Source organism: Actinophytocola sp., from assembly GCF_009379765.1.
In the GTDB taxonomy this organism is placed as follows: Bacteria; Actinomycetota; Actinomycetes; order Mycobacteriales; family Pseudonocardiaceae; genus Actinophytocola.
In genome coordinates this window covers 1-16,635 of record NZ_WHTD01000180.1, presented here as the reverse complement: position 1 = coordinate 16,635, position 16,635 = coordinate 1, and the positions used below count along the sequence as shown (strand labels likewise).

At 70.7% G+C, this 16,635-nt stretch carries 12 protein-coding genes; 5 read left to right on the top strand and 7 right to left on the bottom strand.

Annotated features, from left to right (window positions below; genetic code table 11):
• Positions 1-275: 275 nt before the first annotated feature.
• The 4 genes from GEV28_RS36200 to folE all read right to left on the bottom strand — a co-directional run bounded on the left by GEV28_RS36200 (position 276) and on the right by folE (position 4,552).
• Positions 276-749: a carboxymuconolactone decarboxylase family protein gene (locus GEV28_RS36200; protein ID WP_291417827.1), complete on the bottom strand. Its 474-nt coding sequence runs from the start codon at positions 747-749 to the stop codon at positions 276-278.
• Positions 750-991: 242 nt separating this feature from the next.
• Positions 992-2,578, bottom strand: coding sequence for a thiamine pyrophosphate-binding protein (locus tag GEV28_RS36195; protein WP_291417825.1), 1,587 nt, complete (start codon positions 2,576-2,578; stop codon positions 992-994).
• Positions 2,579-2,737: 159 nt separating this feature from the next.
• Positions 2,738-3,928: an FAD-dependent oxidoreductase gene (locus GEV28_RS36190; protein WP_291417823.1), complete on the bottom strand. Its 1,191-nt coding sequence runs from the start codon at positions 3,926-3,928 to the stop codon at positions 2,738-2,740.
• An 18-nt stretch (positions 3,929-3,946) separates the two neighbouring features.
• Positions 3,947-4,552: a GTP cyclohydrolase I FolE gene (gene folE / locus GEV28_RS36185; protein WP_291417821.1), complete on the bottom strand. Its 606-nt coding sequence runs from the start codon at positions 4,550-4,552 to the stop codon at positions 3,947-3,949.
• 86 nt (positions 4,553-4,638) lie between these two features.
• On the opposite strand from folE, the gene GEV28_RS36180 reads away from it, so the two are divergent.
• From GEV28_RS36180 to GEV28_RS36170, 3 genes are all read left to right on the top strand, one after another.
• Entirely contained in the window at positions 4,639-5,301 is a 663-nt protein-coding gene (locus tag GEV28_RS36180; RefSeq protein WP_291417819.1) for a helix-turn-helix domain-containing protein, read from the top strand.
• Between the two features lie 1,273 nt (positions 5,302-6,574).
• Positions 6,575-6,883, top strand: a complete 309-nt coding sequence (locus tag GEV28_RS36175) for a hypothetical protein (RefSeq protein WP_291417817.1) — start codon at positions 6,575-6,577, stop codon at positions 6,881-6,883.
• A gap of 425 nt (positions 6,884-7,308) precedes the next feature.
• Positions 7,309-10,128 carry a LuxR family transcriptional regulator gene (locus GEV28_RS36170; protein WP_291417815.1) on the top strand — a complete coding sequence of 940 codons (2,820 nt, stop codon included), beginning with the start codon at positions 7,309-7,311 and terminating at the stop codon, positions 10,126-10,128.
• A gap of 8 nt (positions 10,129-10,136) precedes the next feature.
• On the opposite strand, the gene GEV28_RS36165 is transcribed toward GEV28_RS36170, so the two are convergent.
• Both GEV28_RS36165 and GEV28_RS36160 read right to left on the bottom strand, forming a co-directional pair.
• Positions 10,137-10,976 carry a TIGR03619 family F420-dependent LLM class oxidoreductase gene (locus GEV28_RS36165; RefSeq protein WP_291417812.1) on the bottom strand — a complete coding sequence of 280 codons (840 nt, stop codon included), beginning with the start codon at positions 10,974-10,976 and terminating at the stop codon, positions 10,137-10,139.
• Positions 10,977-10,993: 17 nt separating this feature from the next.
• The gene (locus GEV28_RS36160; protein ID WP_291417810.1) at positions 10,994-13,066 is read right to left on the bottom strand and encodes a transglycosylase domain-containing protein; all 2,073 of its coding nucleotides are present in this window, start codon (positions 13,064-13,066) and stop codon (positions 10,994-10,996) included.
• 86 nt (positions 13,067-13,152) lie between these two features.
• Here GEV28_RS36160 and GEV28_RS36155 point away from each other — a divergent pair, with 86 nt between their 5' ends.
• The gene (locus GEV28_RS36155; RefSeq protein ID WP_291417808.1) at positions 13,153-13,875 is read left to right on the top strand and encodes an SDR family oxidoreductase; all 723 of its coding nucleotides are present in this window, start codon (positions 13,153-13,155) and stop codon (positions 13,873-13,875) included.
• Between the two features lie 169 nt (positions 13,876-14,044).
• Positions 14,045-14,641, top strand: a complete 597-nt coding sequence (locus GEV28_RS36150) for a hypothetical protein (protein WP_291417806.1) — start codon at positions 14,045-14,047, stop codon at positions 14,639-14,641.
• A 32-nt stretch (positions 14,642-14,673) separates the two neighbouring features.
• Here GEV28_RS36150 and GEV28_RS36145 read toward each other — a convergent pair whose 3' ends face one another.
• The gene (locus GEV28_RS36145) at positions 14,674-16,494 is read right to left on the bottom strand and encodes an ABC transporter ATP-binding protein (protein WP_291417829.1); all 1,821 of its coding nucleotides are present in this window, start codon (positions 16,492-16,494) and stop codon (positions 14,674-14,676) included.
• Between the last annotated feature and the right edge of the window lie 141 nt (positions 16,495-16,635).

Below are 16,635 nucleotides of genomic sequence, written 5' to 3'. Positions count from 1 at the left end.
TCACCTGATTCGCCGGCCCAGCTTCCCGCCGGCGGCGTTGCCGATCCGCCCGAGTACAACCCGGTACGAGGACGAACCGGCGCCTTGCCAGCAGAAACCTGGACTCGCCGACTCACGCAACAGACTCCCGGCGCGGGACCTAGTGTCCCCCGCCGGAAGTTCGTCACCTGATTCGCCGGCCCAGCTTCCCGCCGGCGGCGTTGCGAGCGGTGCCCGGAGCCCGGGCCCTGCTGCTGGTGCGAGGCGGCACCAGCGCTCCGGCCAGGCACTCCCGGCTATCCGAACTGGCCGGGCTGGTAGCCGCCGGCGGGCTGCTGGACGATGACGTTCATGCGGTTGAAGGTGTTGATGAGAGCGATCAGGGACACCAGGGCGGTGAGCTGCTCCTCGTCGTAGTGCTTGGCGGCGTTCGCCCAGGCCTCGTCCGTGACTCCACCGGCCGCATCCGCGATGCGGGTGCCCTGCTCCGTCAGGTCCAGCGCGGCGCGCTCGGCCTCGGTGAAGACCGTGGCCTCCCGCCACACCGCGATCAGGTTGAGGCGCACCGAGGTCTCACCCGCGGCGACGGCGTCCTTGGTGTGCATGTCGGTGCAGAAACCGCACCCGTTGATCTGACTCGCGCGGATCTTCACCAGCTCCTGCGTCGCGGCCGGCAGCGGCGAGTCCGAGACCACCTGGCCCGCCGAGACGATGTGCTTCAGGAAGCTGCCTGCGGTCGGGCTACCGAAGACGTTCAAACGGGCATCCATCGTGGGCTCCCCTGCCGTTGTCGGTGGTTACACACCTCTGACGGAACGGCTCGGCACCATGTGACAGGAACGAATGTGACGTGCTTCTCCCCTGCCCGCGCCGCGGAAGCGACCACCTACAACGAGGTTCAGGGCCGCTGCCAAGACGATGCCCCCGCGCACCCGGTCGTAGGCGCCTCTTGGCTCGACTCCCCATCGCGGGAATCTTCCTCTGGTCCGCCGGTGACCCAAAACGAAACGGCCTAGTCGAACCAGCGAGGTGACGTCGTGCGCGGCGGGATCATCGCCGCGTGCGCGACGACCAGTGCGGGGCCGTTGCGCGACAACGCGTTCCGCAACGCCGCGCCCAGCTCGTCGCCGACGCCGTCGACCTCGGCGCACGGGATGCCGAACGCCGCGGCGAGCGTCGTCCAGTGCGGGGCCAACAGATCCACGCCGCGGTGCGGGTCGCCCGCGTGGTCCTGGTCGTAGCGCAGCATTCCGTAGCCGCCGTCGGCCACGACCAGAACGGTCACCGGCAGGCGTTCCTGGGCGATGGTCGCGAGCTCACCGAGCGCGAACATGATGCCGCCGTCCCCACAGACCGCGAGGGTCGGTCCGCCGGCGACGGCCGCGCCGATCGCCGCGGGCAGCGCGAAGCCGAGCGTCCCCCAGCCGACCGGGTACTGCAGCTGCCGCGGCCGGTGCACGGTGCCGTACCCGCCGAACCAGTAGCCGGGGATGGCCATGTCGGCGACCACCGGTAGCTCGGCGGTGACCACCTCGTCGAGCGTGGCGAGGTAGCGCAGCGGCTCGGCGTGCCGCTCGTCGGCCGCGACGGCACGCCATGCCTTGGCGCGCAACGCCGTCAGGTCGCCCGCGGGTCGCTGCTCGACGAGCGGCGTCAACGCCTCCATGGCGAGCCGGGCGTCGGCCAGCACCGCGACGTCGGGCCGGTAGTTGCCGCCGGGCTCGCAGTTGACGGTCGCGAGGCGCGGCGGCATCGCCATGCGCCAGTTGCGGGTGTTCATCCCGTCGAGGTCGCTGCCGATGGCCAGCAACAGGTCCGCGCCGCCGATGAGCCCGGCGACCGCGGGCTCGTGCGGCGGTAGCCCCACGACACAGGGATGGCCGGGCGGCAGCACCCCGCGCGCGGCGTAGGTCGTCACCACGGGTGCGGCGAGCCGGCGGGCCAGGGCGTCCAGCGCCGCGCCGCCGTCGGCCTGCACCACACCGCCGCCCGCCCAGATCACCGTGCGCGGCGACGCGGCGATCAGGTCGGCGAGATCGGTGAGGTCGGCTACCCCGACCCGGGTCGGTGGCACGAGGCGGATCTCCGGCGCGTCCATGGTGAGCACGTCGACCGGCACGTCGAGGTAGACCGGACCGCGCGGGCTGGTCATGGCGGTCCGCATCGCCTCCGCCACCGCGGCCGCGACCTCTTCGGGAGTGCGTGGCCGGAACACCGCCTTGGCGAGCGGGGCGAAGATGGCCCCCTGGTCACGACTCTCGTGCAGCGCGCCGCGTGCGGTGCCGGCGGCGAGCGCGGTGGCGATCTCACTGGCGATCAGCAGCACCGGCGACCCGGACGCGGCGGCCTCACCGAACGCGCCGACCGCGTTCGCCGCGCCGGGGCCGGTGGTGGTGAGGGCGACGCCGAGCCGGCCGGACCGCCGCGCGTAGCCGTCCGCGGCATACACCGCGGTCTGCTCGTGCCGCACCCCGATGATCCTCGGCAGGCCCTCGCCGGCCTCCCGCCAGAACGCCAGGTTGTGCACGCCGGGCAGGCCGAAGATCGCGTCCACGCCGGCCAGCGCCTCGAGGATCCTGCGTGCGATGGGTACCCGCATCGGCGTGCTCAGCCGGCTCGAGGAGGACCCGGAAACAAGGGCCCCCGCGGTGCTGCCAGGTCGGGGGTCCGCCAGCACCGCGGGGGCACACGGGTCATCGTGGCCCACTCCGATCGTGTTACACACATTCGGGGAACCGGAGAATCCATTGTGGATTTCTCAGCGAAGATCGTCCGAGTTGACCGGTTGGCCACCCCGGATCAGCTCCTGGAAGGGCCCGACGCCGTCGTCCCACAGGTTCACGTGCATGCCGGCGACGACCCGGCCACCGGCGAGCCAGTAGGCGCGGAACGCCTGGCCGGCGACGTCGCCGCGGGTGACGACCTCGTCGTAGCCACCGGGCGCGAACCAGCCGGTGAACTCCATGCCGACGTCGTACTGGTCGGAGAAGAAGTACGGGAGGTCGTCGTAGCTGACGTCCTGGCCGAGCATCGCCTTGGCCGCGGCCGGCCCGCCGTTGAGCGCGGTGGCCCAGTGCTCGACCCGGATCCGCCTGCCGTACACCGCGCTCGGGATGCTCGCGATGTCCCCGGCCGCGTAGATGTCCGGGTCCTCGGTGCGCAGCGAGCCGTCGACCAGGACGCCGTCGTCCACCTTCAGCCCTGACTCCTCGGCCAGCTCGGTGTTGGGCCGCGCGCCGATGCCGACGACGACCACGTCCGCGGGAAGCTCGCCGCCGTCGGTCACGACCGCCTCGACCCGGCCGGCGCCGCGGAACCCGGTGACGCCCACGCCGAGCCGCAGGTCCACGCCGTGCTCGCGGTGGACGCCGGCGAAGAACTCACCCATCTCCGGGCCGAGCGGGACGTGCAGCGGGGTGGCGCTCGGTTCGACGACGGTGACCTCGCAGCCCTTCTGCCGTGCCGCGGCGGCGGTCTCGAGCCCGATCCAGCCCGCGCCGACGACGACGACCCGGCCACCGCCGGCGAACGCGCCGCGGAGTCCGTCGGAGTGCGAGAGGCGGCGCAGGTAGTGGACGCCGTCGAGGTTGTTGCCGTCCACCCGCAGCCGCCGCGGCGACGACCCGGTGGCGAGCAGCAGCTTCGTGTACCCGACCCGCTCCCCGCCCTCGAGCTCGACCTCGTGCGCGGCGCGGTCGATCCGGGTGGCCCGCGTCTTGCTGCGGAGCTCCACCGAGTTCTCGTCGTACCAGCCTTCCGGGTGCACGAAGACGGAGTCGCGCTCCTCGTCGCCGAGCAGGTACCCCTTGGACAGCGGCGGTCGCTCGTAGGGCCGGTCCGGCTCGGCGTTGACGAGCACCACGCGCCCGTCGAACCCTTCCGTACGCAGGGTCTCGGCCGCCTTGGCGCCGGCGAGGCCGCCCCCGACGATGACAAACGTGTCGGCCATGCTCTCTGTCCTTTGTGGTCAGGCGCCGATTCCGGTCAGCGCGAAGAACTCCTGGCGCGAGCCGCGGTCCTCACGGAGCAGCCCGTGCAGTGCCGAGGTGACCGTACGCGCGCCCGTGGCCTGGACGCCGCGCAGGGACATGCACAGGTGCTCGGCCTCGATCACGACACCGACGCCCTTGGGTGCGAGGTGGTCCCGCAGCCAGTCCGCGACCTGCTGGGTCAGCCGTTCCTGAACCTGGAGGTCACGCGCGAACAGCTCGACGACGCGAGCCAGCTTCGACAGGCCGAGGATGCGGTCGCCGGGCAGGTAGCCGACGTGCGCGACGCCGTGGAAGGGCAGCAGGTGGTGCTCGCACAGCGAGCGGACCGGGATGCCCTTGGCCACCACGAGCCCGTCGTAGGTCTCGTCGTTGGGGAAGGTCGTCAGCCGGAAGTCCCGCGGGCTCAGCAGCTCGGCGTAGGCGTCGGCCACCCGCCGCGGCGTGTCGAGCAGGTGCTCGGCCGCCGGGTCCTTGCCCAGGGCGACCAGCAGGTCGGCCACCGCGCGGCGGGCCGCGGGCAGGTCGACCGGACCGCGGTCGTGGACCACCCCGAGGTGGCGCACCGTCGCCGGCTCCGTCATCAGGTCTCGCTTTCTAAACTCAAGTTACGCCGACTTTAGAAGCCCACAGGGTTTTCGTCAACCAACGTTTGTTTTAGACTGGACGCATGGACGATCCCGCTGTGCGGGCGCTGTCCGCGGTGGCGGCCCTGGACGAGCCGACCCGCCGGCGCCTCTACGAGTACGTGGTGCGCCAGCCGGAGCCGGTCGGCCGGGACGAGGTGGCCGCGGCGACGGCCGTCGCTCGCGCGACGGTGGCGTTCCACCTCGACAAGCTGGTGGCCGAGCATCTGCTGGACGTGACCTACGAACGCCGGACCGGCCGCACGGGCCCCGGCGCCGGGCGGCCCGCGAAGCTGTACCACCGCTCGGACCGCCAGGTGACGGTGTCGCTGCCCGCGCGCCGGTACGACCTGGCCGGCCACCTGCTGGCCGCGGCCCTGGAGGAGGCCGGCCGGTCCGGGTGCCCGCCGGGGCCCATCCTGCGCGAGCACGCCCGCCGCCTCGGCGAGGAGCTCGGCGCGGCCGCCGGGTCGGTCCTGCGGACCTTGACCGACCACGGCTTCGAACCTCGCGCCGACGGCTCCGGCGTGGTGCTGGGCAACTGCCCCTTCCACCGGCTGGCCGAGTCGCACACCGAGCTCGTGTGCGGCATGAACCTCGGCCTCGTCAAGGGCCTGCTCCACGGCGCCGGCGACCCGAGCCTGCGCGCGGAGCTCGCCCCGACCCCCGGCCACTGCTGCGTCCGACTGACCCGGACGTCCGACTGACCGGGCGTCCAGGCCCGGTCTCGTGTCCGTACCCAGGTCGCCTCGCAGCTCGACCTCGCCCGGGAGGAGCCCGTTGATGGCGCCGCGGTGACCGTCCGCTGCACCCGTCGACCAGGTGGACGAGGCCCGTGCCCCAACCACCGTGCCGCCCCCACCCCATCACCGTGTCGCCCCGTGGCGTCACCGTGTCGACCCGTGGCGTCGCCGTCCCGACCCCCCGCGTCGCCGACCCGACCTCCCACGTCGCCGTGTCGACCCCCCGCGTCGCCGTGTCGACCCCCCGCGTCGCCGACCCGACCTCCCGCGTTGCTGATCCGACTGGGTGCGTGCGGCGTCGCGTCGGCGCGCGCATCGCGGAGACCCGGTCGCAGCGGCACCGCCACCGGTCGACTTGGCGACGTGACAGGCCGACACGGCGACGTGACAGGCCGACACGACACCACCACCGGCCGACACGGCGATGTGGGGGGTCGACACGGGGTGGGCGGGGGCGCCGCGCCGGGTATGACCCGCAGGTACGCGACGACCAGGCCGTCGTGCTCCATGTGCGGGACAAGAGCCTGCTGGTGCTCACTGGCTGTGGTCACTCCGGGATCGTGAACATCGTGCGGCACACCAAGAAGATCACGGGAATTCCTTCTGCATATGCGGTCCTCGGCGGGCCACATTTGCGGGCGGGCCAATGTTTCGCGCACACTGGGCGCGCTCGCGGAGGAGTTCACCCTCCGTGTTGGTGCCCGTTCATTGCGCCGGCTGGCAGGCCCAGCACGCGCTCGCCGACGGTTTACCGAATACCTTCACACCGAACGCCGTGGGGAGTCGGTTCGAGCTTTGACGCACGTGCCGATGCCGAAGTCATTAGCATTTCTCAAATGCACGTGCGGAACGAGGACGAACAGATCGCCATGGTACCAATTTCATGTGGGCCAATTCAAGACACAAATCGATAATCCCGAGGCCGGACGAGACGCGACCCGCGAAATCCGATCGTCGGACGCGCGGCGGCATCGAAGACCGCGCCCTGCCGACACCGCGTCACCGGCAACCGCCCGGCGGGGCCGATCTTCATGGGGTGCGCATGGCAGGGGGGCACGTGCCGTCACCCCGGCGGGGGCTCACCCCGCACGCACGGACCGGTACGGACCGTCACATCGGGTTGGCGGTCCGTGTCTACGTACATCCGTCACTTGACCGATGTCTCGGCCAGGTGATGGGTCAAGAGTTGCTGAGGTCCGACATTGATGAACGATTACGTTCGTGGGGTGAAGAAGCGGTGACCGCTCCGGACTGGCATGACGAGCTGGTACTCGTCGCCGAGCTGGCCAGCGTCAACAACCAGATTGCCCGGTTCGTACTTCGGCTCCTGGACGCGGATGCCGGACGAAAGGAGCAAGTCGCGGCGACCGACGAGTGCCACCTGGGTGGCCGGCTGGTCGACCTCGGCTACGCACTGCAGGATCGTGCAGTGCACCGGACCGCAGGTCCGAACGACGATGCCGCCAGCATCGTAGGATCAGACCTGCGGCCTCGGCCGCTCCCACTGGAGGGACTCTTGAACCGCAGTCGGTGCGTCAACCACTAGGCGGCTCATTTGTCCGGTCAGTTATGGGTCATTCCCGGGGTGTCGCCGTTGTGCGTCATCCCGGGGGTGTCTGCTGCCGCGGCCGCACCTATGGCCGCAAAGGTCGCCAGCACCGAGAGAACGAGCGCTACCACCATTCGCGAGATTCGCATCCCTGCCTCCCAAATTTTCCCGCAACAGAGAAAAGACGAACTTGCGTTCAGGCATGCCTTGACTAGCTTTTTTGAGTAGGGTGAGCGCCCAACTTTATGCTTACGAAGAAAACTATCGCATGCGATCCGAATTGCATTGTCACTGACAGCTAACGAGCGGCTAACGACCTGAACATGTGCGTCAGATGAGACGGAGTGCCCGAAGACGACCTGGTAGGCACTACCGCCCGGATGGCCGATGTTCGGAGCCGCGTCACGCCATAGTGTCGAAGCATGCCGGGTGATGCTTGTGCGCTCGTGGGACGGGACGCCGAACTCGCCCAACTCGTAACGTGGACCGAAGACCTCGCTTCGGGAACCGGGCAGGCGGTACTGATCGAGGGCGAGCCCGGCATCGGCAAGTCCTCCCTCGCGCGAGCCGCGACCCTCGCTGCCGAGCAACGCGGCTACCAGGTTTACTGGGCCGAGGGCGACGAGTTGGGCCAGGAGCTGCCCCTACAGCCGCTGCTGGACGCGTTGCTGGCGAAGGAGTCCGCAGGCGAGAAGCGGTTGGAAACCATCCTTCGACTGCTGCGCGGCGAGCTCACCAGTACAGCCGATCCGACGGTCGCGGCATCGGAGCAGATGCTCACGTTGATGGCGGAGCTGTGCAGCGACGCGCCAATCGTCCTCGTCGTCGACGATCTCCAGTGGGCGGACCAGGCGACCATCGGCGTTTGGGATTGGTTGGCACGTTCCGTCGACCGCTCATCCCTGCTGCTCATCGGCATCGTGCGACCTGTACCCCAACGCGACGAGCTGATCGCTTTGCGACGAGTGGTCGGCGAGGGCGCGACCATCCGGCTCGGCGGGCTGCCAGCTGGGGCGATCGCCGACCTGGTTACGGAGATATCCGACGGCAAGCCGGGTGACGACCTGCTTCGACTTGCCGACGACGCTGCCGGCAACCCGCTGTACCTGACTGAGCTCATGGCCGCCCTCGTTCGCTCGCAACGCCTGCAGGTCAACGATGCCGGGGTCGTAGAGGTCACCAGCGGTCCGGTACCCAACTCGCTCGTAGCCGCGATCGCGCACCGACTCGACTTCCTGCCCAAGGAGGTGCGCACGGTGCTGCAGGCCGCGGCGCTGCTCGGGGTGGACTTCCTGGTATCGGACCTTGCGATCGTCCTGGACAGCCGGATCCCGGAACTCGTCCCGGCTCTCGACGAAGCCCGTGCCGCCGGCGTTCTCAAGGACGCGCGGGAGAAGCTCGCGTTCCGGCACCCGCTGATTCGCGCGGCACTGTATGACGACATCGCCACAGCGGTTCGCCCTGCCTGGCACCGGGACGCGGCCAAGGCACTCGCCGAAGCAGGTGCGCCGATCCAACGAGTCGCGCGACAGCTGCTGCAGGCTGTCAGCGCACCCGACCCGATCCCGCTCGACGAGTCGCTGCTGAACTGGTTGACCGATGCCGCGCCAGCGCTCATCGCGCAAGCGCCCAAGACCGCGGTCGCCCTGCTGCGGCAGGCGTCTCGCCGATCCCCCGCCAGCACCGCGCGCGGAGCCGTGCTAGCCAACCGGCTGGCGGACGCGTTGTACCGGTCCGGTGATCGCGCCGACGCCGAGCGGGTCGCCACCCGGGCCATGGCTGTGGTCACCAACTCCGACATACTTGTCGATCTACATTGGACAGTGACACAATGCCGCGCCCTGGAGGGGAAGGCGGACGAGTCGCTCGAGTCGTTGGCCCAGACGCTCGCGTTGCCGGAGATCTCGGCACGGCAGCGGGCGCGGTTGCTTGTGTTGCAAGCTCGGGCACACAGGGATCTGGGCGAGGTCACCATTGCCGGAGACGTCGCCGCCGAGGCATTGTTGACGGCCGAGCAGGCCAATGACCGGTGGGCGCTCGGGTGGTCGTTACACGTATTGATCATCGTGTCGATCATGCGTGGTGACGTCGCCGCCGCGCTGCCACTGTTCGACCGCGCACTCAACGTCGTCGCCGACGACTCCACGCTCATCGATCTCGGTCTGCTGCTGCAGGTCAACAAAGCAGTGGCGCTGGGTGACCTGGACCGTTTCGAGGAGGCGTTGCGTGCCGCGGAGCGCGTGCGTGATCTCGCGGACAACACTGGCAACCTGGTGCGGTTGGCACAGGCGCAGAGCGCGCTCGGTGAGGTGCTGTTCGAGATGGGCCGATGGGACGACGCGCAAGCCGAGGTCGAGAACCTCTCCGACGAGTTCAAGGATCCCGGTGTCACGTGTTGCGACCGCGGGATCGCCGCGGCCATCGCGTTCCATCGGGGCGATTCGGACACCGCGCGGCGGCATCTGAGCCTTGCGGCGCCGAGTGCGGAGCGGATCGGGAACCGGGTCGTCGCGTCTCTGGCGCTCGCGCAGAGCCTGGACCGCGAGATATCCGACGAGCCGGCCGAGGCGCTCGCGGTGCTCACAGCTGGTGTCACGAGCAACGCCGAGGAGCTCGACGAGATGGAGGACCTCCTGCCGGAGGCCGCGCGGCTGGCGGCGCAGACCGGCGCCACCGACGCGGCAACCGACATCGCCGCTCAGGCCGCGACCCTCGCGCGACGCTCGCAGGTGCCACACCGGCTCGCCGCGGCCGCGTACTGCCGAGGACTGCTGGACGATGACCCCGCCTTGCTGCAGGACGCGGCCGAACGCTACGACGACGCCGGCATCCCGCTGCTGCGGGCCAAGGCGTTGGAGGCGGCCGCCATCGGCTATGCCACCAGGGGCGACAGTGGCTCCGCGCGCAAGGCGTTCACCCGCGCGGACGACCTCTACGACGGCCTCGGTGCGAACTGGGACCTGGCGCACCTGCGCGCGCAGCTGCGTCGGCACGGCATCCGGCGGGGGCCGCGTGCCAAGCATCGGCGGGCCCGGACCGGCTGGAACAGCCTGACGCCGACCGAGACGAAGATCGCCGGCATGGTCGCCGCCGGGCTGCCGAACCGGCAGATCGCCGAGCACTTGGTGCTGTCGCCGCGAACCGTGGGCACGCACGTCTCCCACATCCTGGCCAAGCTGGGCGTCCGCTCGAGGATCGACATCGCACGCGAAGCCGCCGAGCACGACAAGGTCCTGACCTGACCGAGGTGTCAGGTTCGGTCGATGAGGGTGTCGCCCACCTTCGTGATCAGGTCCTCTATCGCCGTGCCGTCCATCGTGTCGGGCTGGAGCACCAAGCGGTGGACGCCCACCTCCGCGTAGCGGCGCACCGTGTCCGGGTCCGGGGTGCCCGGCGGCGTGATCGTGATCTCCAGGTCGCCGAGCTCGGCCGGGCGCTCGTGCCGGGTCGCGGTCTCGCGCAGGGCGGCCAGCGTGGCGGCGGTCCGGTCCACGTCCAGATCCCAGCCGTACCAACCGTTGCCCGAGGTGACCGCGCGACGGTATGCGCGGGGCGCGTGCCCACCGACCACGATCGGTGGGTGCGGGCGCTGCACCGGGCGCGGGCGCTGCAGCACACCGGCGAACGAGACGAACTCCCCATCGAACGCCGGGGTCGGTTCGTCCCACAGCACGCGCATCGCGGCCAGGTACTCGTCCGTCCGCGCGGCGCGGTCGGCCAGCGACGCACCCAGTGCGGTCAGCTCCGGCTCGACGTAGCCCACGCCGACGCCGACGGTGAGGCGGCCCTTGGACAGCACGTCGATCGACGTGAGCTGCTTCGCCAGCAGCACCGGCTGGCGCTGCGGCAGCACGATCACCCCGAACCCGAGCCCGATCCGGGTCGTCGCCGCGGCCAGGTGGGCCAGGGTGACCACGGCCTCGAGCCGCGGCTGGTCGGCCGGATCGCCGTCCTCGCCGACCGGTAGCGCGATGTGGTCACCCACCCAGAGCGCGTCGAACCCGACCTTCTCGGCCAGCCGCGCGCGGCGGACCAACGTGTCCGGATCCGCGCTGCTCCCCCGGTGCAGTCCGTACAGTGCCAACTTCATGATGTGCAGTAAACACGTCACTCGAGGTACTTGGGGTCCGGCCCGGGTACGGGCTGGTCCGGCCGGCCGGCCAGAATCGTTGCCATCGCGGCGAAGTACGGCGGCGCGGCCACGGTCCCGCCGAACGCGCCGTTGCCGCAGTCACCCAGGTGCACGGGCGGCCCGGGACACAGCTCCCGCGGGTTCGGACCGTCGGCGAACACCAGCGACGACACCGCGTAACCGTTGGCACCGCCCACGAACGCCACCGACTCGCTGTCCTGGGTGGTGCCCGTCTTGCCGATGCCGGGCCTGGTCCAGCCGGCCGCGGCCGCCGAGGCGGCCGTCGTCCCGCTGACCGTGTCCTTGCTCAGCCCGGCCACCAGCGTGTTCGCGAGACCCACCGGCACCACCTGCTCGCACGGCTCGGTGGGCACGTCCACGGGGTGGCCGAACCGGTCGACCACCGACTGGATCGGGTTCGGCGGGCACCACATGCCACCGCTCATCAGCGTGGCCGACACGTTGGCGAGCTCCAGCGGGCTCACCGGGCTGTTGCCGAGCGTGAACGACGGCTTGTCCCGGAAGTACGTCGACTGCGGCCGGCTGCGCTGCGGGTCGTCGGACCTCGAGTCCGGGGTCTGGCCGGCGTCGTTGGTACGCAACGTGTTCCGCAGGCCGAGCCGGTCGGCCATGTCGAGGACGGCGGACATGCCGACCTTGGTCTCCAGCCCGACGAACGCGGTGTTCGGCGAGGTGGCGAGGCCGTCGGCGAGCGTGATCGGGTCCGGGTAGCTGCCGTCGTTGTGCACCGGGTAGCAGGGCCGGTCGGGCAGGTCGAAGCAGCCGATGGACGGGTTGGGCAGCGGCGTGTCGAGCCGCGCGGCGCCGGACTCGAGCGCGGCGGCCGCGGTGAAGATCTTGAACACCGACCCGGCGCCGAACGGGTCACTCACGTCGGCGACGAGGTTGCCCGTGGTCTCGCCGCGCTCGATGTCCGTACCGAGGTTCCGGTTGGCGACCATGGCGAGCACCTCGTGCGAGGTGGTGCCCGGGGCGATCACGGCCATCGTGTTGGCGACCCCGTCCTGGGTCGTCGGCACGTTGGCCTCGACCGCCTTCTTGGCGGCCGCGCTCGCCGCCGGGTCCATCGTGGTGCGGATCGTGAAGCCGCCGGTGGCGAGCCGGTCGGCGGTGAGCCCGGCGGAGCGCAGGTAGCTCAGCGCGTACTGGCAGAGGAAGCCGGCGTCCGGGGCGGCACCCGCACAGGTGCTGGGCGGCACCGACGGTCCGTCCGGCAGCACGCCCAGGTCGGCGGCCTTGGCCGTCGTGGCGGTGCGGGCATCGATGGCGTGGGTGTCGACCATCGCGTCGAGCACCATGTCGCGGCGGATGAGCGCGGCCTTCGGGTGCGCGTAGGGGTCGTAGATCGTCGGGTTGTTGACCATGCCGGCGAGCAGCGCCGCCTGGGGCAGGTCGAGCTTGTCGGCGGTGGTACCGAAGTACGCGTGCGCGGCGGCCTGGACGCCGTAGACGCGGCCGGTGAACTCGACCACGTTGAGGTAGCCGGCGAGGATGTCGTCCTTGCTCATGTCGTGGTCGAGCTGGATGGCCGAGCGGGCCTCACGGACCTTGCGGGTGAGCGTGTCGGCGCGGTCGGCGGCCTGCGCGGCGGGGTCGTCCCGGTCGACGACGGCGATGAGGTAGTTCTTGACGAACTGCTGGGCGATGGTCGAGCCGCCCTCGGTGGCCCCGCCCGCGACGTCGTTGACCAGCGCGCGGAGCACCGCGGTGGGGTCGACGCCGTGCTCGGAGTAGAACCGGCGGTCCTCGATGGACACGACGGCCGCCTTCATGACCGGCGCGATCTCCTCGGCCGTGACCGGCAGCCGGTACTGGTCGAACACCGTCGCGATCGGGTTGCCGTCGCGGTCGGTGACCGTGGTGACCAAGGGCACCTCGCCGGCCACCGACGCCGGCGTGATCTGCGCCGCGGACGCGGCCACCTTCGCCGCGGCGGCACCACCACCGAGCACGAACGGCGACAGCAGGGCCGCGAGGAGCACGCCGGCGAGCAGGAAGGCGCCACCGAACCGAACCAGGTTGCGCATGTGTCCCCTCCCGCGCCCACGATCCGCCGCGAACCTGAGGAGAACATGTGAGCCGGCTGAGGAATCCTGCTCAGTACAGTGGCGCGATGGGCGTGGCGCTGGTGACCGGGGCGGGCCGCGGGCTCGGGGCGACGATCGCGCGCCGGCTGGCCGCGCGGGGCTGGACCGTGGCGGTGAACGACCTCCCCGGCCGCGTTTCCTCCGTACTGTCCGCGATCACCGAGGACGGCGGGACCGCGCTCGCCGCCCCGGCCGACGTCACCTCCGAGGACGAGGTGCGTGCCCTGGTCGACCTGGTGGGCCCGGTCGAGGTGCTCGTCGCCAACGCGACCGGCCCGCAGCCCGTGGTCGGGCTCGAGGACCTGACCTGGCGGGCTCACCTCGACCAGCTGGAGTTCTTCGTGAAGAGCCCCACCCTGCTGGCCCGGGCAGCGCTCCCCGGCATGAAGGCGCTCGGCCGCGGCCGGATCGTCCACATCGGATCGGACATGCCGGACCGCGCGCTGCCTGGCTGGTCCGCCTACGCCGCGGCGAAGTCGGCGCTGCTGGCGCTGACCCGGGTGTGGGCCCGCGAGCTGGGCCCGTTCGGCATCACGGTCAACCTGGTGGCACCCGGCTGGATCCCGGTCGAGCGGCATGTGGACGCCACTGTGGACGAACACGCCGCGTACGTCGCCGACGTCCCGTTGGGACGGATGGGCACCCCGGACGACATCGCGTCGGCCGTGGCCTACCTCGCATCGGCCGAGGCCGGCTTCGTCACCGGCCAGTGCCTGACGGTCAACGGCGGCCACACCGTTCCGCACTAGGCGTACGATCGGTTTTGAACGGGTTCAAAACCGAAGGCGGGCATGAAGGTGTGATACCCGGCGGGACCCGGGCACATCGGCACGTTCCTCGGCCGGGCGCTCGCGGGGCACGACGTGGTGGTGCTGAGCCGCCGAGGCCACCGGCGTCATCGGCGGCACGGAGCCCGACGTGTCCGGCCACTGGGCCTACAGCGTGGAGATCGCCAAAGCGTGGGAGGCCGCGCAGCGCGACGCCCGCACGCCGCACACCCACAAGGTCGCGCTGCGCACGGCGATGGTGATGAGCCCGGGCCGCGGCGGCGTCTTCCACGCCCTGCGCCGCATGACCCGGCTGGGTCTCGGCGGGCCGGTGGCGGGCGGCGCGCAGTACGTCTCCTGGATCCACGACGAGGACTTCGTCCGCGCCGGCACCTTCCTGCTCGACCGCGACGACCTCACCGGTCCGGTCAACCTCGCCGCGCCGAACCCCGTGCCGCACCGCGAGCTCATGCGCACGCTGCGCCGCACGTGCCACGTCCCCGTGGGGCTGCCGGCGACGCGGCGGATGGCCGAGCTCGGTGCCTGGGCCGTCCGCTCCGACGCCGAGCTCCCGCTGAAGAGCCGGCGGTGTGCCGGCACGTCCAGCTCGTTCGCCGCGGTGACCTCCATGAACGCGCACAGATCCGTGTCGGGAGGCACGGCCGAGCGGCCGGTGAAGCGGTCCCGGAAGACCACCGGCCGCCCGCCCAGCTGCGGGTATACGTACGACCGGTCGCAGCTCCCGTAGGGGTAGACCGCAGGAGCTCGACCGCGGACCTGTCAGCCGGTCGCGGCGAACTGCGCCGAGTAGAGCCGGTGGTAGGCGCCGCGTGCCTCGAGCAGCGAGTCGTGCGTGCCCTGCTCCACGATCTGCCCCGACTCCATCACCAGGATGAGGTCGGCATCGCGGATCGTGGACAGCCGGTGGGCGATCACGAAGCTCGTCCTGGACGAGCGCAGCGCCGCCATCGCGTGCTGCACCAACGACTCCGTGCGGGTGTCGACCGAGCTCGTCGCCTCGTCGAGGATCAGCAGCGACGGGCTCGCCAGGAACGCCCGCGCTATCGTCAGCAGCTGCTTCTCACCCGCGCTGACGTTCGTCCCCTCCTCGTCGATCACGGTGTCGTAGCCGTCCGGCAGGGTCCGGACGAACCGGTCCACGAAGGTGGCCTTGGCCGACTCGATGATCTCGTCCTCGGTGGCCGACGGCCTGCCGTAGGCGATGTTCTCCCGGATCGTGCCACCGAACAGCCAGGTGTCCTGCAGCACCATGCCCACCTGCGACCGCAGGTCCTCGCGCCGCAGCCGGGTGACGTCCACGCCGTCGAGCGTGATCCGGCCCGCGTCCAGCTCGTAGAACCGCATGATCAGGTTGACCAGGGTGGTCTTCCCGGCCCCGGTCGGCCCGACGATCGCCACCGTCTGACCCGGCTCGGCCACCAGCGACAGGTTCTCGATCAGCGGCTGCTCCGGCCGGTAGGAGAACGACACGTTCTCGAACTCCACCCGCCCCCGGCGCTCCGCGGGCAGCGACGCGTCCGCCGGGTCCGCCGACTGCTCCTCGGCGTCGAGCAGCTCGAACACCCGCTCCGCCGACGCGACCCCGGACTGCATCAGGTTCGCCATCGACGCCACCTGGGTCAGCGGCTGGGTGAACTGCCGCGAGTACTGGATGAACGCCTGCACCTCGCCCAGGGTCATCGTGCCGGAGGTGATCCGCAGCCCGCCGACGACCGCGACCACGACGTAGCTGATGTTGGACAGGAACATCATCGCCGGCATGATCAGCCCGGAGATGAACTGCGCGCCCCGCGCCGAGCCGTACAGCTCCTCGTTGCGGCGCCGGAACTCCTCCTCGTTCTCCTTCTGCCGCCCGAACACCTTGACCAGCTGGTGCCCGGTGAACGCCTCCTCGATGTGCGCGTTGAGTGCGCCGGTCTGCTTCCACTGCGCGATGAACTTCTTCTGCGCGCGCTTGCCGACCTGGCCCGTGATGAGCACCGAGAGCGGGATGACCGCCAGCGCGATCAGCGCCAGCAGCGGCGAGATCGTCAGCATCATCACCAGCACGCCGACCACCGTCAGCAGCGACGTCAGCAGCTGGCTCAGGGTCTGCTGCAGTGTCGTGGAGATGTTGTCGATGTCGTTGGTGACCCGGGAAAGCAGCTCTCCGCGGGGCTGGCCGTCGAAGTAGCGCAACGGAAGCCTGTGCAGCTTCGCCTCGACGTCCTCGCGCAGCTTGTACACGACCCGCTGCACGACGCCGTTGAGCATCCAGCCCTGGATCCAGCCGAACACCGAGGACGCCAGGTACAGCGCGAGGACCCACATGAGCGTGCTGCCCAGGGCGGCGAAGTCGATGCCCGCGCCGGGAATGTTCCGCATGCGTCCGATGACGCCGTTGAAGATGATGTCGGTGGCATGCCCGAGGATCTTCGGTCCCGCCACGGCGAACGCCACGCTGGTGACGCCCAGCGCGACGACGACGCCGAACGCGGCCCGCTCCGGGTGCATGCGGCGGGCCAGCCGCTTGGCCGACGGCCCGAAGCTCTTCGCCTTCTCGACGTGCATCCCCATGCCGGGCATGCCCCGCCCGCCCATCGGGGATCGCGGACGGGCCTGGGTGGCGGTGCTCATGCTGTGGCACCTGCCTCGCTCCGCTCGGCGTGGACCGCATTCGCACGAAGCAAAGTGGTTGCGTTGATCAGTCTGCTCATGCTGTGGCACCTGCCTCGCTCCGCT

Coding starts and splice junctions, on each gene's coding strand:
- GEV28_RS36200 (WP_291417827.1), bottom strand. CDS start 749: ATGGATGCCCGTTTGAACGTCTTCGGTAGCCCGACCGCAGGCAGCTTC.
- GEV28_RS36195 (WP_291417825.1), bottom strand. CDS start 2,578: ATGCGGGTACCCATCGCACGCAGGATCCTCGAGGCGCTGGCCGGCGTG.
- GEV28_RS36190 (WP_291417823.1), bottom strand. CDS start 3,928: ATGGCCGACACGTTTGTCATCGTCGGGGGCGGCCTCGCCGGCGCCAAG.
- folE (WP_291417821.1), bottom strand. CDS start 4,552: ATGACGGAGCCGGCGACGGTGCGCCACCTCGGGGTGGTCCACGACCGC.
- GEV28_RS36180 (WP_291417819.1), top strand. CDS start 4,639: ATGGACGATCCCGCTGTGCGGGCGCTGTCCGCGGTGGCGGCCCTGGAC.
- GEV28_RS36170 (WP_291417815.1), top strand. CDS start 7,309: ATGCCGGGTGATGCTTGTGCGCTCGTGGGACGGGACGCCGAACTCGCC.
- GEV28_RS36165 (WP_291417812.1), bottom strand. CDS start 10,976: ATGAAGTTGGCACTGTACGGACTGCACCGGGGGAGCAGCGCGGATCCG.
- GEV28_RS36160 (WP_291417810.1), bottom strand. CDS start 13,066: ATGCGCAACCTGGTTCGGTTCGGTGGCGCCTTCCTGCTCGCCGGCGTG.
- GEV28_RS36155 (WP_291417808.1), top strand. CDS start 13,153: ATGGGCGTGGCGCTGGTGACCGGGGCGGGCCGCGGGCTCGGGGCGACG.
- GEV28_RS36145 (WP_291417829.1), bottom strand. CDS start 16,494: ATGGGCGGGCGGGGCATGCCCGGCATGGGGATGCACGTCGAGAAGGCG.